This is a genomic window from Amantichitinum ursilacus, from assembly GCF_001294205.1.
GTDB classification, from domain to species: Bacteria; Pseudomonadota; Gammaproteobacteria; order Burkholderiales; family Chitinibacteraceae; genus Amantichitinum; species Amantichitinum ursilacus.
This window is the reverse complement of sequence record NZ_LAQT01000027.1, coordinates 80309-105006: the sequence shown is the minus strand read 5'-3', so window position 1 is coordinate 105006 and position 24698 is coordinate 80309. Positions and strand designations below refer to the sequence as shown.

General features: G+C 61.9%; 25 protein-coding genes. 17 read left to right on the top strand and 8 right to left on the bottom strand.

Features of this window, described 5'->3' with window-relative positions; all coding sequences use genetic code 11:
* On the bottom strand, positions 1–1400 hold a 1400-nt coding region (locus tag WG78_RS16670), incomplete at its 3' end, for an NAD-dependent succinate-semialdehyde dehydrogenase (RefSeq protein ID WP_053938969.1).
* A gap of 25 nt (positions 1401–1425) precedes the next feature.
* Complete coding sequence (gabT, locus tag WG78_RS16665; protein ID WP_053938968.1) at positions 1426–2709, bottom strand: 4-aminobutyrate--2-oxoglutarate transaminase; 1284 nt, start codon at positions 2707–2709, stop codon at positions 1426–1428.
* Between the two features lie 106 nt (positions 2710–2815).
* Between gabT and pdxR the strand changes: the two genes are divergently transcribed.
* A complete protein-coding gene (gene pdxR / locus WG78_RS16660; protein ID WP_053938967.1) occupies positions 2816–4288 on the top strand; it encodes a MocR-like pyridoxine biosynthesis transcription factor PdxR in 1473 nt (490 codons plus the stop codon).
* A gap of 96 nt (positions 4289–4384) precedes the next feature.
* Positions 4385–4858 carry a hypothetical protein gene (locus WG78_RS16655; protein WP_053938966.1) on the top strand — a complete coding sequence of 158 codons (474 nt, stop codon included), beginning with the start codon at positions 4385–4387 and terminating at the stop codon, positions 4856–4858.
* 10 nt (positions 4859–4868) lie between these two features.
* Here WG78_RS16655 and WG78_RS16650 read toward each other — a convergent pair whose 3' ends face one another.
* A complete protein-coding gene (locus tag WG78_RS16650; RefSeq protein WP_053938965.1) occupies positions 4869–5810 on the bottom strand; it encodes a glycoside hydrolase family 6 protein in 942 nt (313 codons plus the stop codon).
* Between the two features lie 79 nt (positions 5811–5889).
* Entirely contained in the window at positions 5890–7188 is a 1299-nt protein-coding gene (locus tag WG78_RS16645) for an NAD(P)/FAD-dependent oxidoreductase (protein ID WP_053938964.1), read from the bottom strand.
* Between the two features lie 216 nt (positions 7189–7404).
* Here WG78_RS16645 and WG78_RS16640 point away from each other — a divergent pair, with 216 nt between their 5' ends.
* The 7 genes from WG78_RS16640 to mtnC all read left to right on the top strand — a co-directional run bounded on the left by WG78_RS16640 (position 7405) and on the right by mtnC (position 14353).
* Positions 7405–8991 carry a sugar ABC transporter ATP-binding protein gene (locus tag WG78_RS16640; protein ID WP_083459254.1) on the top strand — a complete coding sequence of 529 codons (1587 nt, stop codon included), beginning with the start codon at positions 7405–7407 and terminating at the stop codon, positions 8989–8991.
* The gene (locus WG78_RS16635) at positions 8988–10022 is read left to right on the top strand and encodes an ABC transporter permease (RefSeq protein ID WP_053938963.1); all 1035 of its coding nucleotides are present in this window, start codon (positions 8988–8990) and stop codon (positions 10020–10022) included. The genes WG78_RS16640 and WG78_RS16635 overlap by 4 nt, the downstream gene beginning before the upstream one ends.
* Before the next feature lie 65 nt (positions 10023–10087).
* On the top strand, positions 10088–11140 hold the full coding sequence (locus WG78_RS16630; RefSeq protein ID WP_053938962.1) for a substrate-binding domain-containing protein: 1053 nt from the start codon (positions 10088–10090) through the stop codon (positions 11138–11140).
* A 25-nt stretch (positions 11141–11165) separates the two neighbouring features.
* Positions 11166–12446 (top strand): S-methyl-5-thioribose kinase, encoded by a 1281-nt coding sequence (gene mtnK / locus WG78_RS16625; protein WP_053938961.1) that lies wholly within the window; start codon positions 11166–11168, stop codon positions 12444–12446.
* Positions 12443–13093, top strand: a complete 651-nt coding sequence (gene mtnB, locus WG78_RS16620) for a methylthioribulose 1-phosphate dehydratase (protein ID WP_083459252.1) — start codon at positions 12443–12445, stop codon at positions 13091–13093. The genes mtnK and mtnB overlap by 4 nt, the downstream gene beginning before the upstream one ends.
* A complete protein-coding gene (locus WG78_RS16615) occupies positions 13090–13635 on the top strand; it encodes a 1,2-dihydroxy-3-keto-5-methylthiopentene dioxygenase (RefSeq protein ID WP_053938960.1) in 546 nt (181 codons plus the stop codon). The genes mtnB and WG78_RS16615 overlap by 4 nt, the downstream gene beginning before the upstream one ends.
* Positions 13625–14353, top strand: a complete 729-nt coding sequence (gene mtnC, locus WG78_RS16610; protein ID WP_053938959.1) for an acireductone synthase — start codon at positions 13625–13627, stop codon at positions 14351–14353. The genes WG78_RS16615 and mtnC overlap by 11 nt, the downstream gene beginning before the upstream one ends.
* Here mtnC and mtnA read toward each other — a convergent pair.
* Positions 14323–15435 carry an S-methyl-5-thioribose-1-phosphate isomerase gene (mtnA, locus tag WG78_RS16605; RefSeq protein WP_053938958.1) on the bottom strand — a complete coding sequence of 371 codons (1113 nt, stop codon included), beginning with the start codon at positions 15433–15435 and terminating at the stop codon, positions 14323–14325. The genes mtnC and mtnA overlap by 31 nt on opposite strands.
* 100 nt (positions 15436–15535) lie before the next feature.
* Positions 15536–16309 carry an SDR family NAD(P)-dependent oxidoreductase gene (locus WG78_RS16600; RefSeq protein ID WP_053938957.1) on the bottom strand — a complete coding sequence of 258 codons (774 nt, stop codon included), beginning with the start codon at positions 16307–16309 and terminating at the stop codon, positions 15536–15538.
* Positions 16310–16397: 88 nt separating this feature from the next.
* Here WG78_RS16600 and WG78_RS16595 point away from each other — a divergent pair, with 88 nt between their 5' ends.
* Positions 16398–17021 (top strand): TetR/AcrR family transcriptional regulator, encoded by a 624-nt coding sequence (locus tag WG78_RS16595; protein ID WP_053938956.1) that lies wholly within the window; start codon positions 16398–16400, stop codon positions 17019–17021.
* Here the strand turns inward: WG78_RS16595 and WG78_RS16590 are convergent.
* Positions 17000–17908 (bottom strand): LysR substrate-binding domain-containing protein, encoded by a 909-nt coding sequence (locus WG78_RS16590; RefSeq protein WP_053938955.1) that lies wholly within the window; start codon positions 17906–17908, stop codon positions 17000–17002. The genes WG78_RS16595 and WG78_RS16590 overlap by 22 nt on opposite strands.
* 80 nt (positions 17909–17988) lie before the next feature.
* Here WG78_RS16590 and WG78_RS16585 point away from each other — a divergent pair, with 80 nt between their 5' ends.
* The gene (locus WG78_RS16585) at positions 17989–19176 is read left to right on the top strand and encodes an MFS transporter (RefSeq protein WP_053938954.1); all 1188 of its coding nucleotides are present in this window, start codon (positions 17989–17991) and stop codon (positions 19174–19176) included.
* 54 nt (positions 19177–19230) lie between these two features.
* Positions 19231–19983, top strand: a complete 753-nt coding sequence (locus WG78_RS16580) for a glucose 1-dehydrogenase (protein ID WP_053938953.1) — start codon at positions 19231–19233, stop codon at positions 19981–19983.
* Between the two features lie 36 nt (positions 19984–20019).
* On the opposite strand, the gene WG78_RS16575 is transcribed toward WG78_RS16580, so the two are convergent.
* Positions 20020–21300 carry a Gfo/Idh/MocA family protein gene (locus tag WG78_RS16575; protein WP_053938952.1) on the bottom strand — a complete coding sequence of 427 codons (1281 nt, stop codon included), beginning with the start codon at positions 21298–21300 and terminating at the stop codon, positions 20020–20022.
* A 339-nt stretch (positions 21301–21639) separates the two neighbouring features.
* On the opposite strand from WG78_RS16575, the gene WG78_RS22745 reads away from it, so the two are divergent.
* The 5 genes from WG78_RS22745 (at position 21640) to WG78_RS16550 (ending at position 24663) form a co-directional block, all read left to right on the top strand.
* Positions 21640–21786: a hypothetical protein gene (locus WG78_RS22745; RefSeq protein ID WP_161805140.1), complete on the top strand. Its 147-nt coding sequence runs from the start codon at positions 21640–21642 to the stop codon at positions 21784–21786.
* 603 nt (positions 21787–22389) lie between these two features.
* Positions 22390–22755: a hypothetical protein gene (locus WG78_RS16565; protein WP_152969262.1), complete on the top strand. Its 366-nt coding sequence runs from the start codon at positions 22390–22392 to the stop codon at positions 22753–22755.
* 131 nt (positions 22756–22886) lie between these two features.
* Positions 22887–23360: a hypothetical protein gene (locus tag WG78_RS16560; RefSeq protein WP_053938949.1), complete on the top strand. Its 474-nt coding sequence runs from the start codon at positions 22887–22889 to the stop codon at positions 23358–23360.
* A 114-nt stretch (positions 23361–23474) separates the two neighbouring features.
* Positions 23475–23786: a hypothetical protein gene (locus WG78_RS16555; RefSeq protein ID WP_053938948.1), complete on the top strand. Its 312-nt coding sequence runs from the start codon at positions 23475–23477 to the stop codon at positions 23784–23786.
* Between the two features lie 550 nt (positions 23787–24336).
* Positions 24337–24663, top strand: coding sequence for a hypothetical protein (locus WG78_RS16550; protein WP_053938947.1), 327 nt, complete (start codon positions 24337–24339; stop codon positions 24661–24663).
* Positions 24664–24698 lie beyond the last annotated feature (35 nt).

Sequence of the window (24698 nt, the reverse complement as noted above, 5' to 3'; positions counted from 1 at the left end):
TAGCGCGAGCCCTCGCGCCCCAAGCCGGATTGTTTAACGCCACCAAACGGCGCCACTTCGGACGAGATCAGACCGGCGTTGATGCCGACCATGCCGTACTCCAGCCCTTCCGCCACCCGGAAAATCCGCGCTAGATCGCGCGTATAAAAGTAGCTGGCCAGGCCGAATTCGGTGTCGTTGGCCATCGCGATGGCTTCTTCCTCCGTTTCAAACTTGAACAGCGGCGCCAGCGGGCCAAAGGTTTCTTCGCGCGCCACTTTCATGGCCGGGGTCACGCCGGTCAGGATGGTGGGTTCAAAGAAGGTGCCGCCCAGGGCATGGCGCTTGCCGCCCGTCAAAACCTGCGCGCCTTTGCCGGTGGCATCGGCGATATGCTCTTCGATCTTGGCGATGGCTTTGTCGTCAATCAGCGGGCCTTGCGTCACGCCATCGTCCACGCCGTTGCCCACCTTCAGCGCATTCACCGCGTCCGCCAGTTTTTGCGCAAACGCGTCATACACGCCCGCTTGTACCAACAAGCGATTGGCGCACACGCAGGTCTGGCCGCTGTTGCGATATTTGGAGCCGATGGCGCCTTGCACCGCGGCATCCAGATCGGCGTCGTCAAACACAATAAACGGCGCATTGCCGCCCAGTTCCATCGACATTTTCTTGATGGTGGGTGCACTTTGCTCGATCAGTTTGGCGCCCACTTCGGTGCTGCCGGTAAAGGTGATTTTGCGCACGATGGGGCTGGCGGTCAGCTCGCCGCCAATCTCGGTGGACGAACCCGTCAGCACATTGAAGATGCCCGCCGGCACGCCTGCGCGCTCGGCCAGCACCGCCAGCGCCAGCGCCGATAGCGGCGTTTGCGTTGCGGGCTTCAGCACCATCGGGCAACCGGCCGCCAGCGCCGGGCCCACCTTGCGCGTGATCATCGCGGCGGGAAAATTCCACGGCGTAATTGCGGCCGTCACGCCGATCGGTTGTTTTAACACCAGAATGCGGCGGTCATTGCTGGGCGGGGCAATGATGTCGCCTTCAATACGGCGCGCTTCCTCGGCAAACCATTCGATATAACTGGCGGCATAGGTGATTTCGCCGCGCGCTTCGGCCAACGGTTTGCCTTGTTCGGACGTCAGGATCAGCGCCAGATCATCCACATTGGCCAGCATCAGGTCGTTCCACTTGCGCAGGATCTGCGAGCGTTCCTTGGCCGTCTTGCTGCGCCAGGCGGGCCACGCGGCTTGTGCGGCTTCGATGGCGCGGCGCGTTTCGGCCTTACCCAGCTTGGGGATATGCGCAATGATCTCGCCGGTGGCCGGATTGTTGACCGGCACGGTTTCCTGGTTGTCGGCGTCTATCCACGCGCCGTTAACAAAACATTGCTGCCGCAGCAGGGACGAGTCTTTCAGTTGCATGGCCTTACTCCTTGTATGGGCTGGGTCAGGCGTAGGACGCAGCGTTTTGCAGCGCCTGGCTCAAAATACCCAGACCTTCTTCAAATACGTTTTGTTCGATGGTCAGTGGAAACAAAAACCGCAGCACGTTGGAATACACGCCGCAGCTCAACACAATCAGCCCGCGCTCCAGCGCATAGGTTTGCACCGCTTTGGCAAAAGCGGCGTCGGGTGCGCCGGTGGCGGGGTCGAGAAATTCGGCGGCGATCATCGCACCCAGGCCGCGCACTTCGGCCAGTTGCGGCACGGCCGGTTTCAGCTCGTTCAGCGTCGCCACCAATTGGTCGCCCAGCGCCTGGCCACGGGCGGGCAAGTCATCCTGTTGCATCAAATCCAGCACCGCATGCGCCGCCGCAATCGCCAAAGGGTTGCCCGCATAGGTGCCGCCCAGGCCGCCCGGCGCGGGCGCATCCATCAACTCGGCGCGGCCGGTGACGGCGGACAGCGGATAGCCGCCAGCGAGCGATTTGGCCATGGTCATCAAGTCGGGCGCGACGCTGTAATGCTGCATGGCAAACAGTTTGCCGGTGCGGCCAAAACCGCTCTGGATTTCGTCCGCGATCAGCACAATGCCGTGCTCGTCGCACAGGCGGCGCAGTGCTTGCATCAGCTCGGGCGGCGCCACATAAAAGCCGCCTTCGCCTTGTACCGGTTCCAGAATGATGGCGGCCACGCGGCGCGGCTCAATGCTGGTTTTGAACAGATCGCCAAGTGCCTTCAACGATTGTTCGACCGTTACGCCGTGCAGCGCATTGGGGAAGGGCGCGTGGTAAACCTCGCCCGGAAACGGCCCGAAGCCGATCTTGTACGGTGCCACTTTGCCGGTCAGCGCCATGCCCATCATGGTGCGGCCATGAAAACCCCCGGCAAACGCAATCACGCCGCTGCGGCCGGTGGCGGCGCGGGCGATCTTGATGGCGTTTTCCACGGCCTCGGCGCCGGTGGAAAAAAACGCGGTCTTTTTGGCGTAATCACCGGGCGTAACCTGATTAAGCCGCTCGGCCAGTTCCACATACGACGCATACGGCACCACCTGATAACAGCTATGGGTAAACGCCTCCAGCTGTTGTTTGACCGCGGCGGTAATTACCGGATGCGCGTGGCCAGTGTTCAGCACCGCAATGCCGCCAGCAAAGTCGATATAGCGATGGCCTTCTTCATCCCACAGCTCGGCATTGCTGGCGCGTACCGCAAAAAAGGGCGCCATCACGCCCACACCACGTGGCGTGGCGGCGTTTTTGCGGGCAAGTAATTCTGCATTACGTGACATGGTTGAATCTCCGGCGAGCCGTGCTCTGGGTGGGAAGGAATGGCGCAATGGTGTAGGCTTTCGGCTCCTGACAAAAGAGCCATTTTCTACCCAAAGGGGGAACCACTTGCGCACTGCCTTGTTATCCGACTGGCTGGCCCAGCGCATCGATAAAGCCGATATCGCGCCGCTGTATCGGCAACTGCAAGACGCCTTGCGCCAGGCCATCTTGCTGCACGAACTGGCGCCGGGTCGCAAATTGCCATCGTCGCGCTTGCTGGCCACCGAACTGGGTATCGGCCGCAATACCGTCATCCAGGTGTACGAACAGCTGGCGCTGGAAGGTTATGTGCAGGCGGGCACGGGCAGCGGCACCTTTGTGGCCGACAGCGCGCCCGATACGCGCTTTGCCGGGGTGACGCTGCCGCAGCCGACGGCATCCACCCAGCCGCTGTCGGCTCGGGGACGGCGCTTGCTGGATGCGGCCGGGGTGTCGCGGCGGCAGTGGGGTGCGTTTGTGCCGGGCGTGGCCGATGTCACGCGCTTTCCGTCCGAGGTCTGGAGCCGTTTGCAATCGCGCCGCATGCGCAATCTGCAGCCCGAATTACTCAGCTATGCCCCACCCGGTGGCCATATGCCGTTGCGTGAAGTACTGGCCGAATATCTGCGCAGCGCGCGCGGGGTGCGTTGCCACGCCGAGCAGGTGATCATCACCACCGGTATTCACCAGTCGGTGGATCTGGCGGTGCGGCTGCTCAGTGATTCGGGCGACGAGGTCTGGACCGAAGACCCGTGTTACTGGGGCGTGCGCAGCGTGATGCAGGCGTCGGGTTTGCAGTTGCGCTCGATTGCCGTGGACGCCGAGGGCATCAACCCCAGCGAAGCCGATCTGGCGCGGCCGCCGCGCATGATGCTGGTGACGCCATCGCACCAATACCCGCTGGGTATGGTGATGAGCCTGGCGCGCCGCCGCATGTTGCTGGAGTACGCGCGCCAGACGCAAAGCTGGATCATCGAAGACGATTACGACAGCGAATTCCGCTTCGCCAGCCGGCCGCTGGGCGCGTTGCAAGGCATGGATGAAGCCGACCGCGTGATCTATGTCGGCAGCCTCGGCAAGATTCTGTACCCTGGGCTGCGCGTCGGTTACATGGTGGTGCCGCCCGCGCTGGCCGAGCCGTTTGCGCTGGCACTGGCCGAGTTGTTTCGCGAAGGCCAATCCTTGCAACAAGCGGTGTTGGCCGACTTTATCGAGCAGGGCCATTTCGGCGCGCACATCCGCCGCATGCGCCACGTGTACGGCCAACGGCGTGAGCTGTTGATGCAAGCCATCGCCACCCATTTCGGCGCGGACTGGCCGGTGCATGGCGATGAGGCCGGGCTGCATCTGGTACTGGGTTTGCCCGATCAGGTAGATGACCAACTGGTCGCCCAGGCCGCGTTGGCGGCGGGCATCGCCACGCGGCCCTTGTCGGCGTATTACAGCGGCGGCGCGTCGCGGCAGAAAGGCTTGTTGCTGGGTTATGCCTGCGTGCCCGATGCCGAGATTGCCAGCGCCTTTGCGGTGCTGGCGGCGGTGGTGAAAGCGCTGGGCGTGTAAGCGCCCTCTGCACGGCGTGACGGCGGCTGCAGGCATTGACGCCAAGGGCATGCGCGCTTGATGCTGTCGTCATCCCACCGCTTGCAAGGTCATGCCATGAAGCTCGCTGTATTCCTCCTCGCCGCCGTCTGCAGCGCTGCCAGCGTCGTCCACGCGCAAGACAAATTGCTGGCCTGCACCGGCTCCGGCACGGTTAGCGATGTGCAGACCACCAACGGCCAGGATTACAACTACAAAACGCACGAGATCGATAAAAGCACCAGCAGTAGCACCACCGTGCGCAAACCGTTCTCCGGCACGGCCACCGTGGAGTTGTCCGACAGCACGGTGCGACTGAAATTGCCGCCCGCCGTGGTGCCGGTGCTGAGCGATGGCAAAGAGGCGTGGTACGTGCTTAACGACGCCTTTATCGGCGACAAGGAAATTACCGGCTCGATCCGCTTTAACCTGCTGAACAAGCCCAGGATCAAGATCGACCGACTGACCGGCACGCTGACGTTAAGCAGCGGTTTTGCCGATTTCAGCGGCAATTGCGCGCTGGTGGATCAGGCGGCCGGGCCGAAGTTCTGAACGCGGCGGCTTAATCCCCGTTGATCAGCTTGTTCGCCAGGTCGGCGTCAAACGTGCCGGCCTTGGCGGCGCAGCCATCGGCATTGCCTGGCGGCTTGATCCACAGCACCGCATCCAGTCCGTCCTCGCCTGCGTACTGCGTTGCGGGGGTGCCCAGTTTGCGACCCGGCGCATCACACCATTGCGAGCCCAACGGGCCGTTGCCATTGCGGCTGGTGTCGATCACAAAATGCGCGCGGATGCCTTGTTGCTGTAACGCTGCCGCCACCTGTTTGCCATAGGCGGTGTTAGCGGCGGTGGTGCCGTAATTGGAAACATTCAGCGCAAAGCCGCGCGCTTGCGCCACTCCGGCGGCGGTCAGGCGCCGCGCCGCTTCGGCCGGGGCCAGCCAACCGCTGTGGCCGGCATCCAGATACACGCGGCTGGCACTGGCGTGGCTGCGCGCGTAGTCGAGGGCGTGGCGCAGCAATTGCAGGCGTAGCGCCTTGTCGGCGGCGTTCAGGCAATCCATTTGCGCGAGCGCATCGGGCTCCAGCACCACTAGCGCGGCACGCGGGCCGATGCCATCAAAGAAGCTTTCTATCCACGTTTGATACGCGCTGGCCGAGGCCGCGCCGCCCTTGCTGTACTGGCCGCAATCGCGCTGCGGCACGTTGTACGCCACCAACAGCGGCAGTTGCCCGCGTACCGCGGCGGCGCTGATATAACGCTCCACCGCGCCGCGCACATCGGCGCTCCAGCCACCGAACCACAGGGCGGTGGGCTGGCTAGCGATGGCGCTGCGGATGGCGTCGGCGCGCGGGTCATCGCGGTGCGCGTTAAGCCATTGCGCGGCGTTGGAATCGGGGTTGACGTAAAAGGCGCTGGCTGCGTCTGGCCGCACCGGTTCCGCCGCGTGCAACGCGCCAGCCAGCGTGAGCAGCAGCAGCGTGCTGCAGGGTTTAAGCCACATCGTCTCAATCCGGATCATGGACACTGGCGGCGATTATATCGGCGCGTTGCGCGGCTGCTGGCCTGAGCGCCTGGGCGGCTTAATCCAGCCGCACCGCCGGTCGTACCCACGCGTTAATCCGGTCGATCAGCCACAACAAACTGCCGCGCCAGAAGCCGTGCAGCCGCGCCTGGTGGCTGCGATACAAAAAGATATGGCTGAGCTGCGCCAGATAGCCGCGATAGGTGAAGTCGTTTTTAAAAATGCCCAGTTTGCCGAGCGAGCCAAATGCGTTATAGCGGCCCAGCGTCACCAGCGCGCCCATATCGATATTGTGAAACGGCGGTAGTGGTTTACCGTCCAGCCAGCCCGGCAGATTGCGGATCAAGTAGGTGGCTTGTTGATAGGCGATTTGCGCGGAGGGCGGCAGTGGCCGCTCGGCCCCGGCCGGTGTCAGCGCGGCGCAGTCGCCCAGCGCAAACACAGCGTCGTCCAGCGTGGTTTGCAGCGTGGGTCGTACCACCAACTGATTACCGTGCGTGGTTTCCAGTCCACCCAGATCGCGCATAAAGTCGGGCGCTTTAACGCCTGCCGCCCAGACCGTCATCGCGGCGGCGATATGGGTGCCGTCCTTCAGGCGCACGCCGCCTGCTTCCGCCGCAGCCACGCGCGCGCCGCTGCGGATTTCCACGCCCAGTTTTTGCAGTTGCGCCTTGGCCGCCGCCGACACTGATTCGGGAAACGCGCCCAGCAAGCGCGGCCCGCTATCGATCAGCGTGAGCTTGAGGCGCGTGCTGGCGTGTTCGCCGCTGGCGTAGCTGGCCAGCGTTTCTTCCATCTGCACCAGCTCGGCCGCCAGCTCCACGCCGGTGGCGCCACCGCCGACAATGGCCAGATGCAATTCGGTGCCCTCGGCATAGGCCTTGAACAACAGCGCGCGCACTTCCTGGTTAAAGGCGTCGGCCTGCAGACGGTCGTCGATAAAGTGACAGTATTCGTGCACGCCCGGGGTGCCGAAATCATTGGCCTGGCTGCCCACGCTCATGATCAGCACGTCGTAGGGCAGGGCGCGCGCTTCCAGCAGCAAACGGCCATCGCGCATGTACAGCGGCTTGAGCCGGATTTCGTGGCCGATGCGGTCCAGCGCTTCCATCTCGCCGGGCCAGTAGGTAAAGCCATGTTCTTTGGCGTGCGCCACAAACGAGGTTTGCTGCTGATACACATCGCGCGTGCCGGCGGCGATGGTGTGCAGCATCGGTTTCCAGATATGGCCGGAGTCGCGGTCGACCAGGGTGATGGCGGCTTTGTGGTTGTGCCGGAAGGCGTGGCTGAGCTGCGTGGCCAGTTCCAGCCCGGCCACACCGCCGCCCACAATCAGGATCTGCTTGGGTTTATGCATGGGGTTTCCCTTAACGAGACTGCGCGATGGGATAAGGCTGGATTGTCGCGCGTCCTCGTTACAGTGGGCATCGGCCGGACGGCCCCACCCGCAGTAGGACGACGCACCACGTATAGTCATTATGCGTAAAAGACATTAAAAAATGATATTTGATTCTTATCGGGAATATGGGGCGGCAGTGTAGGCTGTGCGCTGACTGATTACCGGCCAGCTTGCATGACCTCCACCCTTCCCGATACGCCGCTGCTTGTGCTGCGGCAAATCCGCAAACGTTTCGGCGCCACCGTGGCGCTGGATGGCGTGGATTTAAGCGTGCGTGCGGGCGAGGTGGTGGCGCTAATGGGGGCCAATGGCGCGGGCAAATCCACGCTGGTCAAGATCATTGCCGGGGCCAGCCAGGCCGATGAGGGCGAGTTGCTGTGGGCGGGCGTGCCTACCGTGTTTGATAGCCCCCGCGCCGCGCTGCAAGCGGGCGTGGCCACGGTGCATCAGCAAACCAGCCAACTGGGCGTGCCCGGTTTGAGCGTGGCCGAGAACCTGTTGCTGGGCCGCCTGTGCAGCGCGCGCAGTGCGGTGCTGATCAGCCCGGCGCACATCCAGCAGCAGGCTGCCGCGATTGCCGGCGATATCGCGCCCGACTTGCCGCTGCACGCCGATTTTGCCGACCTGACCACCGCGCAACGCCAGTTGATGGCGCTGGCGCGGGCGCTGCATGAACAAGCCCGTCTGATTATTTTTGATGAGCCCACCGCCAGCCTGTCCCAAGCCGAATCGGTGCGCTTGTTTGCCATGATTGAGCGCCTGAAAGCGGCGGGCATCGCCATCCTGTATGTATCGCACCGGCTGGCCGATTTGCGCCGCATTGCTGATCGCGCGGTGGTGCTGCGCAATGGCCGTGTAGCGGGCACGTTTGCCGCGCCGCTGGATCTGGATGCGGCGGTGCGCGCGCTGGTGGGCAGCACGCTGCCGACGCGGCCTGCCAAAAACGTGGACGTGGTGCGCGGTGCGGTGCCGCGGCTGGCGCTAAAACAAATCCAGCTGCGGCCGGACAGCACCCCGTTTGATCTGAACCTGCACGCCGGCGAAGTGATCGCGTTAACCGGCAATCTCGGCGCAGGCAAAACCAGTCTGCTGCAGGCCTTGTTTGGTTTGCAGCGCTGGCATGCCGGGCGCGTGTTGCTGGATGGCAAAAACTGGCAGCCGCGCCATTGCGCCGACGCCATTGACGCCGGTGTATTTATGGCGGGCGAAGACCGTTGGCGCAGCAGCTTTTTGCCGGTGGATAGCCTGGGCGCGCGGCTGGCGGATTTGATTGCGTTGCCGCATCTGCGCCGCTTGTTTGGCAGCGGCTGGATCAAACCCGGCCAGCTGGATGAGACCGCACAACTCTGGATTAACCGCCTCGGCATCCGCTGCCAGGGGCCGAACGACACGCCGGACCTGCTCTCGGGCGGCAATCAGCAAAAAGTGGTGTTGGCGCGCTGGCAATCGCAGCCCTCGCGCGTGCTGTTGCTGGACGAGCCGTTTCAGGGCGTCGATGTGGGCGCACGCCATGATCTGGTGGCCTCGATTCGCGCCGCCAGCGACACCGCCGTGCTGATCGCCACCAGCGATCTGGACGAAGCGCTGGAAGTGGCCGACCGCGTGCTGATCATGGACCAGCACACGCTGCACGACCCCGGCCAGCACGCCGATGCCGGTTCGCTGATTGAACACCTCGAACACCTGGAGCGCTTTGCTCTGGGCATTACCGCTACCCCTCGGGCCGCAACCCCCGCGCCCCTCACGGAATCCGTTTTATGACCAGCCAATCCGCCACGCTGCCGCTGGCCCCATCCGCCGTTAAATCACCGCGCCGCAGCGCGCTGGAACGCCTGCGCCGCTATGCCTTGTTTGGCGTGCTGGCGCTGTTGATTATCGGCTTTAGCAGCGCCGAACCCGCATTTATCCAGCCCGCCAATCTGCTGAGCATTCTGCAGGGCACTTCGGTGGATGCCTTGCTGGGCCTGGCCGTCACCGTGGCCTTGATTGCAGGCGGGTTTGATCTGTCGATCGGCGCCACCGCCGCCACCGCGTTAATCGCCAGCAGCTACGCCATGGTGGTGTGGCAATGGGGTGCGCTGCCGACGCTGGTGTTTGGGCTGTTCAGCGGTGTGCTGATTGGTTTGTTTAACGCGCTGCTGGTGGTGCGACTGCGTATTCCCGATTTGCTGGCGACCTTGGCCACGATGTTTTTGCTGGGCGGTTTACAGCTGATTCCCACCGGCGGGCAGTCGATTAGCAGTGGCTTGATGTTGCGCGACGGCAGCAGCGCCACCGGCGTGTTCGCGCCCGCATTTCTGGCGCTGGGCCGTGCGCGCTTGCTGGGCATTCCGGTGCCGGTGCTGGTGGTGGGCGTGCTGGCCCTCGTGATCTGGGCGCTGATGGAACGCACCCGTTGGGGCCGCGTGTTTTACGCCACCGGCGGCAACGAAGAAGCGGCCCGGCTGGCGGGCGCTCCCACCACGCGGTATCGCACCACGGCCTATGTGATTTCGGGCGCGCTGGCGGCACTGGGCGGTTTGATTATTGCGGCGCGCGTGGGGCGCGGCGATGTGTCGGGCGGCAGCTCGTTGTTGCTCGATAGCGTGGGCGCCACCTTGATCGGTTTTGCCGTGCTGGATGCGCGCCGACCCAATGTTCTGGGTACGCTGGTGGGCGCGATCTTTGTCGGCGTGCTGCTCAACGGCCTGACCATGCTGAACGTGCCGTTCTATACCCAGGATTTTGTGAAAGGGCTGGTGCTGGTGGCCGCACTGGGGCTCACCTTCGGCCTCGGCCGCGCCCGGCGCTAGACCCCGTTTTTTGCCACCGATTGTTCGATCCACTTACTCATAACAAACACCCCAGGAGCAGCCTCATGAGCCCACGTTTTCCGTTTACCCAACGCGCCTACCTTACCTTGCTGGCCAGCAGCCTGCTGGCAGGCGCGGCCTTTGCCGATGGCCTGAAAGGCGCACCGGCGCCGTTTGATAAAGGCGGCGTCAAGGTCGCGCTGGTGGGCTATATCTCGGGCGGCGATTTTTTCCGCGCCTTTAACAATGGCGCACAACGCCAGGCGCAGGCGCTGAATGTTGATCTGCGCGTGTTTCCGGGCAAAGAAGACGCGGCGCTGCAGCGCGACCAGATTCAGCAAGCCATCAATCTGGGCGTCAAAGCCATCATCATCGACCACGGCCAGCCAGAATCGCTGAAAGACGTGGTGCAGCAAGCGCTGGATGCGGGCATCAAAGTGGTGGCGTTTGACGTCAACATCGATAACCCCAAGGTGATCCAGATCGAGCAAAGCGATAAGGATCTGGCCGAATCGGTGCTGGGCCAGGCCATCAAGGACAACGGCAAAACCTTTAAAGCGGGCTATGTGTACGTACCCGGTTTTGCCCCGCTGGACCGCCGCGATGCGGTGTGGAGCGGCGTGAAAAAAGCCAACCCGGGCATCGTGGAAAAAGCGCGCTGGGGCACGGTCGCTGCGCCGGTGGCGACCTCGGTGGCGGCGCAAGCCAATGCCGCGTTGCGCGCCAATCCGGATATCACCGTGGTGTTTGCGCCGTGGGATGAATTTGCGCGTGGCACCAAGCTGGCCGCCACCGAACTGGGCGCGGGCAAAAAGCTGAAGATTTACAGCGCCGATGTCTCGACCGCCGATATCGCCGAAATCCGCGAAGCCAACAGTCCGTGGGTGGCCACCGCCGCCACCAACCCGTCGGTGGTGGGCGCGACCACCGTGCGTGCCGCTGCGCTGGCCGTGGCCGGGCAAACCCCAGCGGCGCGCATCGCCATCAAACCGGTGCTGATTACGCGCGAAGAACTCAATCAATACGACATCAAGACCGTGGAAGAACTGGCCGCCAAATCGCCGAGCTTTGGCCGCAGCGATGCCGCGCTGGCGGCGTGGATTCCGCTCACCCGTTGATGTGATCAGAAGTCTGGAGAACTGCATGAGCCTGCCTACCCCCGAAGGCTATTACCCGCTGGATGAACCCGGCCTGCGCGTCTGGTTGGCGCAACGGCCCGCGTTGGCGGCCAAGGTGGGCGGCGCGCCCGCCGACTGGCACATCACCGAAGTGGGCGATGGCAACCTGAACCTGGTGTTTCTGGTGCGCGGCGCCGCCGGTGGCGTGTGCGTCAAGCAATCGCTGCCGTATGTACGCGCCGCGGGCGAAAGCTGGCCCATGCCGCTGGAACGCGCGTTTTTTGAATACCAGCATCAGCAAGTGGCCGGGCCGCATCTGGCGGGCCTGGTGCCGCAAATCTGGCATTACGACCCGCTGCTGTACGCCAGCGTGATGGAATTGCTCAGCCCGCACATCATCCTGCGCCAAGGGCTGCTGGCGGGTCGGCGTTATCCGCAGGCGGTGACAGCGGTGGCGGAATTTGCCGCACGCAGCGCGGTGCTGACCTCGGCGCTGGCGCAGCCGTTTGAGGCGGTGTTTGATCAGGCGGCGCTCTTTTCGCGCAACCATGCCCTGACGCGCGTGACGGCGGAACTGGTGTTTGCCGATCCGTTTGAAGACTTGCCGCGTAATCGCTGGACCTCGCCCGAGCTGGATGAGGTGGCCGCCAGCGTGCGCGCCGATGCAGCGTTGCGCGCGGCGGTTGCCCGCCTGGGCCATCGCTTTTTGACGCAACAAGACGCACTGCTGCATGGCGATCTGCATACCGGTTCGGTGATGGTCAGCGACAACGACACCCGCGTCATCGACCCGGAATTTGCCGTGTACGGCCCGGTTGGTTTTGATACCGGCGCTTTTCTCGCCAATTTGCTGATGGCGTATTTCTCGCAGCCGGGCCACGCCACGGCGGCGGATGACCGGCGCGACCACGCCGACTGGATCTTGCAGCAGGCCGGCGTGTTCTGGCGGCATTTTGCCCAGCGCTTTGACGCGTTGTGGCAAGCGCATGCCGATGGCGATGCATGGCCGCGCCGCTTGTTTGTGGGCGAAGAGGGCGTGTTTGCGCGCGCCCGGCGTGAGCATCTGCAACAGGTGTTTGCCGATACCCTGGGCTTTGCTGGCGCGGAAATCATCCGCCGCATCCTGGGCTTTGCGCACAACCTTGATTTTGAGGCGATTGCCGACCGCAGCCAGCGTGCCGCCGCCGAAACGCGCGCGCTGACGCTGGCGCGGGCGCTGTTACTGCAACCGCAACGTTTTGCCGATATCGACAGCGTGCTGGATTCGGCCCAGGCGTTGGTCGAAGCCGAAGCGGTGGCCGCATGAACGCACCTGCCCTGAATGAACAGCGCGTGACGGATGCCGACCCAGTTGCCAGCGCGCAACAGCAAGTGATGGCCGCAGGTCAGTTTGCCGCCGCGCGCGGTTGGGTGCCGGCCACTAGCGGCAATTTCTCGGCGCGGGTGGATGCTGATCGTATCGTGGTGACGCGCTCGGGTGCGGATAAAGGCGCGCTGACGCCCGCCGATCTGGCCGTGGTCAATCTGCGCGAGCCGCTGCCGCCAGGCTTGTCAGCCGAAGCGCCGTTGCATGTGGCGCGTTATTTGGCTGATGCCAGCATCGGCGCGATTTTTCATGTGCATTCGCCCGCCGCCGCGCTGGCGTCGCGGCGCAACGCGCGGCACGGCGTGTTAACGCTGGAAGGCTGGGAATTGCAGAAAGCATTTGCCGGTGTGACCAGTCATCTGGCCGTGCTGAATGTGCCGGTGTTTGCCAACAGCCAGGACACGGTGGCGCTGGCCGCCGAAGTGGAAGCGCGCTTGCAAAACCAGGCTGATCTCGCGCCCGGCTATCTGCTAGCGGGCCACGGTTTGTATGCCTGGGGCCGCACTGGCCGCGAAACCTTGCGCCATCTGGAAGCGTTTGATGTGCTGCTGCAGTTGCAGCTGGAATGGGAAAGGAACCCGTTATGAGCCGTTTGACCCTCTACCCGGACACCGCGCCGGAACAGATTATCGTCAGCATCACCGACCCTTCGGAGATCGCCGCCGAACTGGCGCGCGTGGGCGTGGATTTTGAGCGCTGGCAGGCCGACGCGCCCTTGCCGGTGGACGCCGACCAGGCCACCATCCTGGCCGCTTATGCCTCCGATATCGCTCGCTTGCAAGCCGAAGGCGGCTATATCACCAGCGACGTGGTGCGGCTGAAACCGGACCACCCGGAGCGCGCCAGCTTGCGGCAGAAATTTCTGGATGAACACACGCACAGCGAAGATGAAGTGCGTTTTTTTGTGGAAGGCAGCGGCGCGTTTTATCTGCATTTGCAAGACCGCGTGTACCAGGTGACGTGCGAACGCGGCGACCTGTTGCGCGTGCCCGCCCACACGCGGCACTGGTTTGATATGGGCCCGGCGCCGTACTTTACCGCCATCCGTTTGTTTATCGATCCGGCCGGTTGGGTGGGGCACTTTACCGGTGAAAAAATCGCCAGCGAGTTTCCGCGCCATGGCGAATGACACCCTGCCGCCACTGGCTGATATCCGCGCCATCGTTACCGATATTGAAGGCACCACCACGCCAATCGACTTTGTGCGCGACACCTTGTTTCCGTATGCGCGGCCGCGCTTGGGTAGCTGGTTGCGCACGCATGCCGACAGCGCCGAAGCGCGCGACATCATCACGCAAATCGAGCGCGAAACCGCCCGCTCGCACACGCTGGAACAAGCGATTGCCCAACTGGAAGCGTGGAGCGATGCCGACCGTAAAATTCTGCCGCTGAAAGTGTTGCAGGGCCTGATCTGGGCGGCGGGTTACGCCGATGGCAGCCTGGTGGCGCCGGTGTATGCCGATGTGCCGCCCGCGCTGCAAAACTGGCAGGCGTTAGGGCTGACGCTGGCGGTGTATTCGTCCGGATCGGTGCCCGCGCAGAAGCTGCTGTTTGGCCATACCGACCATGGGGATTTGCGCGGGCTGTTCAGCCATTGGTTCGACACCACCAGCGGCGGCAAGCTGGAAGCGACGTCATATCGGCAGATTGCCGCCACGCTGGCGTTGCCGCCGTCCGCCGTGCTGTTTTTGTCGGACCACGCCGGCGAAGTGGCGGCGGCGCAGGGCGCGGGTTGGCACGCCTTGTTGCTGACGCGGCCCGATTCGCCTCCGCCGGTGGCGGCGCGGCCGGGGCAGGTGGCTTTACACCGTTTTGATCAGATTGCGCTGGCGGCCGCCGTGGCTTGATGCGCCGGGCGTAGCGGCTGCAGGCCTGCGGCCGTGGCGGCCACCGCGCCTTGTTCGGTGACGATGGCGCTGACCAGCGTGGCAGGCGTGACATCAAACGCCGGGTTGTGCGCGGCGGTGCCGGGCGGCGCCAGTTGCACCTGCACCACGCGGCCCTCGGTGGTGCGGCCGGTGATATGTGTCACTTCGCTGGCGGCGCGCACTTCAATTTCAATTTCCCGCGGTCCATCCCACGCTTGCCAATCGATGGTGCTGACCGGCGCGGCCACATAAAACGGCACCTGATGCGCCTGCGCCGCCAAGGCTTTCAGATAGGTGCCGACCTTGTTGCAGACGTCGCCGCGCGCCGTGATGCGGTCGGCGCCGACGATGCAGGCATCCACTTGCCCTTGCTGCATCAACAAACCGCCCGCGTTATCGACAATCAAGGTGGCGGGCACGCCATGCGCGGCCAGTTCCCACGTGGTCAGGCTCGCGCCCTGGTTGCGCGGGCGCGTTTCATCAATCCACACATGCACTGGCACACCGCTGTCGTGCGCCTGGTAGAGGGCCGCCAAGGCGGTGCCCCAATCCACACAACCCAGCCAGCCGGCATTGCAATGCGTCAGTACATTCAGGCGCGCCGGGCGGCCCAGGTTTTCCCAGCGTTGTCGCAGCAAGGCCGCGCCATGGCGGCCTATAGCGGCGTTGGTATCGACGTCGGCCTCAGCCAGCGCGTCGGCCAAGGCGAACGCGGCGCTGGCACGCAGCGAGACATCCAGCGCCAGTAATTGCGCCAGCGTCTGTTCGACGGCCCAGCGCAGATTGATGGCGGTGGGGCGCGTGGCAATCAGCGTGGCGGCTGCGGCGTTGAGCGTGGCATCGCTGGCGTCGTGCCGCGCCGCTAATGCCACGCCATAGGCACCGGTTACACCAATCAGCGGCGCGCCGCGTACCACCATGTTCTGGATGGCGTCCGCCACATCGGCCACGTTGTGCAACGTGCGGCTGACAAAACGATGCGGCAACACGGTTTGATCCACCACGTGCAGGATCGCGCCTTCGCGCCAGATGGAACGCCACGCTTGGTCGTTAACTTTCATTAGGTCATCGGTTTATATAAAGTCGAAGCAATATATCATTTAATTGCGATTGCAGCAGGTGCGCGCGGTGGCGCTAATGCAGGGCCACCGCCTGCCGCCGTTACAACTGCGTGCCGCCCGTGGCGTCGATCACTTGGCCGGTGACCCAGCGCGAATCGGCCGAAGCCAGAAACGCGATCACATCAGCCACATCGCTGGGCGTGCCCACCCGCTTGAATACTGACCACGCTTCTGCGCCAGCGCGCGCTTCGGCGTTGGACAGCCACTCGGCGTTCATATCGGTTTCGGTCACGCCGGGCATCACTGCATTCACCGTGATATTGCGCGGGGCAAAATGCGGGGCCAGCGCCAGCGTCAGCGTGTCCAGCGCGCCTTTTGATGCGGCATAGGCAGGGTGGCTGGGTGCGGCGATGCGGGTAAAGCCGGTCGAGACATTGATAATGCGGCCGCCATCCCGGATCAATTCGGCAAACGCCTGGATCAGAAAGAACGGTGCTTTCAGGTTGACCGTCATCACTTCGTCGTAGTCCGCTTCGGTGGTTTGCGCCAACGACAACGACGGCGCCACGCCCGCGTTATTCACCAGAATATCCAGCCGGTTTGCGCCGATGGCCGCTTGCGCCGCCGCTTCGAACTGCGTGCGGATGCTGTCCGCCGCCGCCTTGCCTTGTTTAAGGTCGCCATGGATGGCGACGGCCTTGACGCCCAGCGCTTCAATCTCGCGCACCGTGGCCTGGGCCGCTTCGGCGTTGCTGGCATAATGCACGCCGATCAACGCTGCGCCTTCGCGCGCAAACGCCAGGGCAATGCCCCGGCCGATGCCGCGGGAGCTACCGGTAATCAGAGCGACTTTGTCAGACAGTTTTGCGGCCATGCGATGACTCCTTGGTTAAATTTGTAGTGGTCACTATAATAACCAGCAAAATCGCATGTCAAATGAATTTATAGGGATCGATATAAAAATGAATGAACCGGTGCGCAAACGCGGCCGTCCGCGCTTGCTGGATCGCGAGGCCGGCCTGGCCATTGCCGCACGTCTGTTCTGGCAACGCGGTTATGAAGGCACGTCGATTGCCGATCTGACCCAGGCCATGGGCATTACGCCGCCGTCGCTCTACGCCACCTATGGCTCCAAAGAGAATCTGTATCAGCTGGCGCTGGACCATACCATTGCGCAGGAAACCGGCAAGCGTGCCGAGGCCATGGCGGCGGCCATCCCGGCATACCAAGCCCTGGCGCTGTATCTGCACGATGTGGCGCAAGGCATTAGCGACCCGGCCAAACCACGCGGTTGCATGGTGTCGAACGCGGTGCTGCAACATGCCGTGGAAAACGAAAACGTCGCGCAAGCCGTGGCGGCGCGGCGCGAGTTGTCGATCGGCGCGATGAAGGCACGCTTTGATCGCGCCGTCGCGGAGGGCGATCTGCCCGCGGCGACCGACACCGATACGCTGGCGCGTTTTTACAGCGCGGTGGTGCAGGGGATGTCGGCACAAGCGTGCGACGGCGCCTGTACCGCGGCCTTGCAAAAGCTGGTGGACGTCGCCTTGTCGGCGTGGCCGGGTCAGCGACCTGGCGCGGCTTGAGCGTCGGGCGAGCTGGCAAGCCAGTCAACAAAATCGCCCAGCAAATGGCCCACGTCGGCCTGACGCGGCACCAGCGCCACATAGCCGGTGCGCGGCACGCGGATGTGGGGTAATGGCGTTAGCAAGCGGCCGTTGTCCACATCCAGTTGCAGCAAGGGCAGCGGCCCGATGCCGATGCCCAGACCGTCTTCCACCGCCTGGCGCGTGACAAAAAAATGATCGAACACCTGGCGCGGCAAACTGGCCAACTGCGGGATGCCGGCCGCTTGCAGCCAGTCCACCCAATCGCCACCGCGCGTTTCGCTGGCCAGCAATTTGTGCGCTTCGATATCGGCGGGTTGCAGGATGGGGCGTTGCGCGAACAGGGCGGGGCTGATGATCAAGGTGTCGACGTCATCCAGAATCGGCACGACCTGATGCTGCGGCCACAAATCGGCGCGCGCGCTGCCGCGACGGATCGACACATCGACGCCGCCACGCAGTTCCTCAAACAAGGTGGTGACGGTGGTGACCACCACTTCGACGTCGGGATGCGCGGTGTGGTACGCGCCCAGCCGGGGAATCAGCCAGCGCATCGCCAGGCTGGTGGGCGCGCTTACCCGCAAGATGCGCCGCGCGCTGGGGCGGCCGCAGGCTTCTGCGGCAAGCGCCATCCGGTCGAACGACAGGCCGACTTCGGCGGCAAAAATCTTTGCCATCGGCGTGGCCACCATGCGGCGACCATCCTTGAAAAACAGGCGCTGGCCCAGCCAGCTTTCCAGCACCTCAATCTGACGGCTGACCGCGCCGTGGGTCACGCCCAGTTCGGCGGCGGCGTCGGCGTAACTGGCGGTGCGCGCGGCGACTTCAAACACGCGCAAGGCATTCAGCGGGGGTAATGGGCGCATATATTCCGTGAGTAAATGTCACGTATATCGTGACGACAGGCCATCTTGTTGAAAATTACTCGCTTATTTATGCTGGGGCAATGACGACTTCCACCGCTCTGGCCCCTGTAGCCGAACCCACCCCCGCCGCGTCGCGCAGCTTGCTGGCCGCGTGTCTCACCCACGCCTTGCATGATGGCTATACCGATGGCCTGTATGCGTTTTTGCCAGTGTGGCAAGCGCAGTTTGGCTTATCGTATGCCGCGCTAGCGCTGTTGCGCGCGTTGTATTCCGGCACCATGGGCGGGCTGCAGATTCCGGCGGATCGCGCCTTGCGCAAACAATCGCCGCGCACGGCTTTGATGTTGTCGACGTTGGTGGCCGCATTAGGCCTGCTGATCATGGCCTTGCCGCTGGGCTTTGCCGGTTTGTGCGTCGGGCTGTTGGTGGCGGGTGTGGGCTCCAGCATTCAGCATCCGCGCGGATCGATGCTGGTGACAGATACCTTTGGCAAAACCTCGCGTCGCCCGCTGGGCGTTTATAACTTTTCTGGCGACCTGGGCAAGGCCGCGTTGCCGGCATTGGTGGCGGTGTTGTTGCCGGTGCTGGCGTGGCGACCGTTGCTCGCGCTGTTGGTATTGCCCGGGCTGGCGGTGGCCGCCGCCTTGTGGACGTTGGCCCCGGCCACCCGCAGCGTACGCCCGGCCGCGCCCAGCCAGCGTAGCGGTGGCATGCGCCGCGGCTTTCGCTTGCTGACGCTGATTGGCGGCCTCGATACCGCCACGCGTATGGGCTATCTGCTGTTTCTGCCGTTTTTAATCCACGGCAAGGGCGGCGGCTCACCGACGGTCGGCATCGCGTTGGCGCTGTTATTTATCGGCGGCGCGCTGGGCAAAGCGGCGTGCGGCGGCTTGGGCGAGCGCCTGGGCGTGGTCGGCACCGTCATCGCCACCGAAGGCGCGACCGCCTTGCTGATTGCCGCCACTTTGCTGACGCCGCTTAACGCCACGTTGGTATTGCTGCCGCTGCTGGGCATCGTGCTCAACGGCACCTCGTCGGTGTTGTACGGCACCGTGCCCGAGCTGGCCGAAGGCGATACCGGCCGCGCCTTTGCAGTGTTTTATACCTTTGTGATCGGCTCGGGCGGCATCGCCCCGATTATTTATGGCGCGGTGGCCGACCACAGCAACCAAACCGTGGGCCTGCTGGCGGCGGCCGCTACTGCCGCGCTGATTGTGCCGCTGGTGCTGCTGCTGCGACCGCATTTGCGCCATGGCGCGACGGCTTAGTCGCGTCCCGCCGCCATTCCCCGTTCGCGCATTGTTTAAGAGGACCCCGTACCGATGACCCCAACGCCTTTGATCCTGATTACCGGCGGCAGCCGCGGTGTGGGCGCCGCTACCGCGCAACTGGCGGCCGCGCAAGGCTATGACGTTGCGATCAGCTACGTGCACGATCAGGCCGCAGCGCAAGCCGTAGTGCGCGCAGTCGAACACGCCGGTCGGCGCGCCCTGGCCTGCCGCGCCGACAGCGCAGACCCCGCGCAGGTGGCGCAATTGTTTGCCGCCATTGATCAGACCTTCGGCCGCATCGACGTGCTGGTTAACAACGCCGGCATCATTGCGCAGCAATCACGGCTGGAGGGCCTCGACTTTGCGCGCATGCAGCGCATGTTTGCCGTTAACGCGATCGGACCGATGTTGTGCGCACAGCAAGCGGCGCAACGCATGTCCACCCGCCACGGCGGGCAGGGTGGCGCCATCATCAACGTGTCGTCCGCTGCGGCGCGGTTGGGCAGCCCGGGCGAATACGTTGACTACGCGGCCTCCAAAGGTGCGCTGGAGACCTTTACCACCGGTTTTGCCAAAGAAGTGGCGCGCGAAGGCATCCGCGTTAACGCGGTGCGGCCTGGCCATATTTACACCGCGATGCATGCCAGCGGCGGCGAGCCCGGCCGGGTGGATCGCATCAAAGACACCATTCCGATGGGGCGCGGCGGCCAGCCCGAAGAGGTGGCGCGCGCCATCCTGTGGCTGGCAAGCGCCGAGGCGTCTTTTGTGACAGGCACGTTTCTCGATGTCACCGGCGGCAAATAAACGGCGTAGGCCCGGATGTTCAGGGCGCGGATTCGGTTACGCCGATTCCGCAGGCTCCGGCCCCCGCAGCGGGCCCTTGACCGGCGGTACTTTCACCGGCCGATGCGTGCGCGCCGATTCGTACAGCGCCTCAATAATCTGCTGATCGCGCAGGCCTTCCTCGCCCGGCGTATGCGGCGTCAGGTTTTGCAGTACGCACTGCGCCATATGGTCGAGTTCCAACGCAAACTGGTCCTTCTCGGCGATGGCGGGTTCTTGCGTTACTTCGTTGCCATCCATGACCTGGTTGGTGCGCAATTTCAGGCCGTTATAGGCAAACGCAGGCGACATCTCGGCCCAGCCGGTGCTGCCTTGCACGCGGAAGAATTGCGATTTGTGACTGTTGTATGCGCTGCTGCACGCGGCGCTAAGCCCGCCGGGAAAGCGCAGCGTGTACTGGATGGACGCTTCGACTTCGGTAAAGCGCGGGTCGCCGCTCGGGGCGTACGTGGTGGCAAACACCTCTTCCGGCTCCAGCCCCGTTAAAAAGCGGATCTGATTAATGCTGTAAATGCCGACATCGGGCAATGGCCCTCCGCCCGCCATCGCCTTTTTAAGCCGCCATTGCGTGGGGTCGCCCTCGTTTTGCGAATTGGCCGAAATAAACTCGCGCAATTCGCCCAATTTGTTCTGCTTTAACAATTTGACCAAAGCACGCGAATGCGGCTCGTACTGGCTGCGATATCCAATCATTAATTTGCGCCCGGCCTGCGCACACGCGGCAATCATCGCCTCGCAATCCGCCACCGAGGTGGCCATCGGCTTCTCGCACAACACATGCTTGCCCGCCTTGGCCGCGCGTACCGTAAATTCGCGATGCATGCTGTTGGGCAACACCACGTAAACCACATCCACCCTCGGGTTATGCGCCAGCTCGTCGTAGTTTTGATAGTTGTAAATGCTGGCTGCATCAATGCCGTACTGCGCCGCAATCTTGCGCGCCTTCACCGGATCGCCACTGACCAATGCGGCGGGATAGGCGTATTTGCTCTTACCAAACGCGGGCAGGATCTGGTTTAGCGACAAATGCCCCAGCCCCACAATCGCAAAACCCACCCGACGCGCCGGCGGGGCACTGGGGTCTTGCGGCTTTTCTTGCTGTTCGGTGGGCGCGTTAAGTGGTGGCAACGTCACCTTGTTGGCTTCGATCTCCGGCGTGGCCGCCGCCCACGCCCCGGTGGCTATCGCGGCCATGCCACCGCCGGCAAGGCGGAGAAACTGGCGGCGAGTGTTGTCGGCGTCATCGGTAGAAAGGTTGGCGCTTGGGTCGATAGACATGCGGGGCTCCAGGTTGGGCTGGCTGGCGGAATGCGGTCTGGGCAAGCATGCAACAGGCGCTGCGACGGGATTGTCGGCTGGCGGGAGTTGGCGGCGTAGGTGGCTGCGGTTTTTGCTGGGGCAGGCGTCCTGCAGGCTGAGCAGGCTTTATGCAGGATTGAGCGGGGGATTACGGTGGCGTAATCATGCAGATGTCGTATTGCGGTATTCCGCTTAGTTGTTTTGTCATTTAATCAAATGTTCGTTGAAAGATTTTCAGGTATTGATTAGATTTTCGCGGCGCTGGCGGCTGACGCTCGCCGCGCCCGCACATCACTAATTAAAACGAAGGTGTCTTTGATGACCGCTCCCCTGAACGCGCTGGCGCGTGCGTGCCAGCGCTTTGCCGTATTGATTGCTCTTATGTTGAGTACGCAGGCGCATGCTCCGTTCAAATATATTTTCTCTCGGCGTTATTGCCGCCAGCGAATTTATGCGCATGCTTGAATTCATTTTGGTTGTCTTTATTCGACCCGTTCCCCGGATACTCATTTTAATTTTTATTGGCTTCGGGCTGAGCTGAGTGTATGCAAATGACGCTAATTCGACTCGATCAGAACATCTCAAGCCTCCATTACGAGTCGAAGGTCCGGCGGACCATTACCGATATTATTCGGTACAAGAGAATTCGAGCTTTAAAAATCTGCTCTTAGGGGATGCATTCAAAGCGAATGTATAAAGCTGACTAACCTCGCTCGCACGACACCGACTACACCTGCTACGGCTCTATTGTGGGCGGTGCCATTGGTGGTCTCGTGGGAGGAAAAGTGGGATCCTGTTGAGCACGGCTGCGGGGGAATGGGCGAACGGCCTAATTTATAATAAACCGTCCAGGACGCCCAACACCGGTGAACCATGCTCTTGCGACGTGAATCCCGTCAGTGGCCAAGAGCGCAAATACGGCTCGGATGGGAGGCCTGAATATGATATTGATTGGGATCATGATCACGGACAAGGCTCACCTCCAGGGCATAATCAGTATGGCAATACTCGCGATAATGGCTGGCCCATTTATCCTTGGCCACAGGGCCGTAAACCAGGTAAGCGTCCATGATCAACAATCAGAATTCCAGAAAAGTGGCTTTGATTTTTGAAAAAGCTGCGGCGCCGTTGATTGATGAATTGGCCGGCGCCATGCCTGTCTGGGTAATACGCAGCCCGGAGAATGACAAGGCCGCAGACGTTGCGCGTTTAAACCACGTCGACGTGACGGTGTTTTTTGAACGCGACGGCGAAAGCAAACTGGATACGTGTGCGCGACTTCTTCTGACAATTGATGAACATCATCAATTTGACCAGATCACGATATACGGAGCTTTAAGCTCGGAAATTGATATAGCGATATGTCAAAGTATAGGAGTGACTGACATCGAACCCACTGACCAAGGATGTCGGTTAAGTCGCCCGGCGGAATAACTGCATCAGGGCGGAGAGACTGGTAGAGCGTGGCGAGGCCCGGCGCACAGCAATATGTGTTGGACGCGAGTGTTTGGCGCATTGCCAGACAATTCGCCGCCGCGCAGTAGAAATTGGTAGGGGTAAAAATAATGAAAAAGACCAAGAAACAGGAGCTCCATCGGTTGATGGAGGTGTATGGCAAAGTGGTTAATAGTCTTGCTTCCTTGGATCATCCGACACCGAAGTTGATCATTGATACGTGGCCCAGTACGCGGCAGAAGTTTTTTGAGATGCTTGAAAGCAAGGCTACTGGTATGACCCCATCGGTTTTGGTTGGGGGGTTAAAGCAGGGGTTGCTGGAAATGCCCCAAGTCTTTGGCGGGATGCCTGTGGATCTCGAAAAGAAAGCTGTGGAATCCTATCTTTCGGTGATCAATGAGGAACTGCCAGAATTCTTTGCACAGATGGATGCTGATCTGCAAGTAATCCTGGGGCGTGGTCGTATAAGAAGTGAAAAAGAATTCTATCTTGTGCGCCTCATGCTCGACCAAGCAGAGAAGGATGGCCAGACCGTAATCATTGAGCAATTGATGGGCCTGATAAGCCCGTACGAATCACGCTAGACCTCTTAAACGCCACCCAGGTGGGCATTGTTGTTTGTGCTGTTTGGGGTCTGTTTGGCAGGGGCCTATTCAACGTCATCAGACGATTGTGGTTGCCGGAAATAAAGAGGCTCTATGACTGATATCGAAAAGCAAATATGGGACGCTGCGATGAGGCGGGTTGCGGAGGTGTTTGGAATCGATCTTGAAGCCGTGCGCCCGGCGCTGAAATTTGGAGAGGATTTGAAGAGCAGCTTTGTTTCCGATTTCAGAAGGAATGAATTTGATCTTATCAATGACGACATACACGACGTCGCAAACCGTAAGGTGACAAAAGAGATCGCTTCTGGCTCGCTGGTGATCAGAACCGTCGAAGACTATTGTTTCCACATGATTCGTTGCCATAAGGCGAAGCCAAAGGCCGTAAAGCAAGCATTAAATATTTGATAGGGCATCATGGAGCAATCGTCTGGTGATGCCAAACGGTTGCCTGTTAATTTGCGCTGAACCTTGTCCGCTGCGCTGAAATCGCCAGCGAAATGCCTTTCAGCCAGACCTCGGCGAGCCCATCAGGCAGTTGCACGGCCTCGACGCCCGATAGACTGTGGTAAAAGCCCAATTAGCCGCGCGCCATCCCGGTTAACTGGACGAACTGACGCAAATTTCATTGCAACCGCTTCTTTGATGAAAGGCGCCTGGCGTAGAGATTGCTGCTGTCAGTTTCCTCAAGCAGGGCAGCCAGATCAAAAAGATTCTTGCGAAAAAATCAAAGCGCAAATCCGGGGTCCGTAGGCTCAACTTCGGAAAAAGAGGCTGATCTCGCTGGAGATCCGTACGATTTATTCAACCGAACCTACTCAGCGAATCCTGGTGGTGACGTGGGCAGAAGCCCAATGCAATCAGGAGACCTGATGTCGTGCGCGTCATTTAGAAATCTGGGTGGCTATACTTCTCTGCTGAGCCTATAGCGGCAGATCTGGAGGATTGGGAGCGTAAATTGAACAAAACAGAATTTTTAAAGCTCTTAAAATACCCCGCCGAGTGGCAAAAATACGCGATGTATCCAGACGAACTCTTTAATGAACAATTAATTGGGTACGAACCAGGTCACGAGGACGGATCGGAACATGATCGGAGCGGCGCATTTCATTGGTGGTTGAAACGGAACCCAACGACCGAACCATTGATGGTACTTGCCGAGTTAACGTTGGTTGATCCGGACCAAATGATGGCCGGTGATGTCAGGACCTATATCTTGAGGTCAAAGAACTGCAATCTGGAGATCAAAAGTTCTTTGGCGATGGACAAGACGCCCAATGAATAACATTCGATGCGCCGCGCCGGGACGTCGGCGTGCGC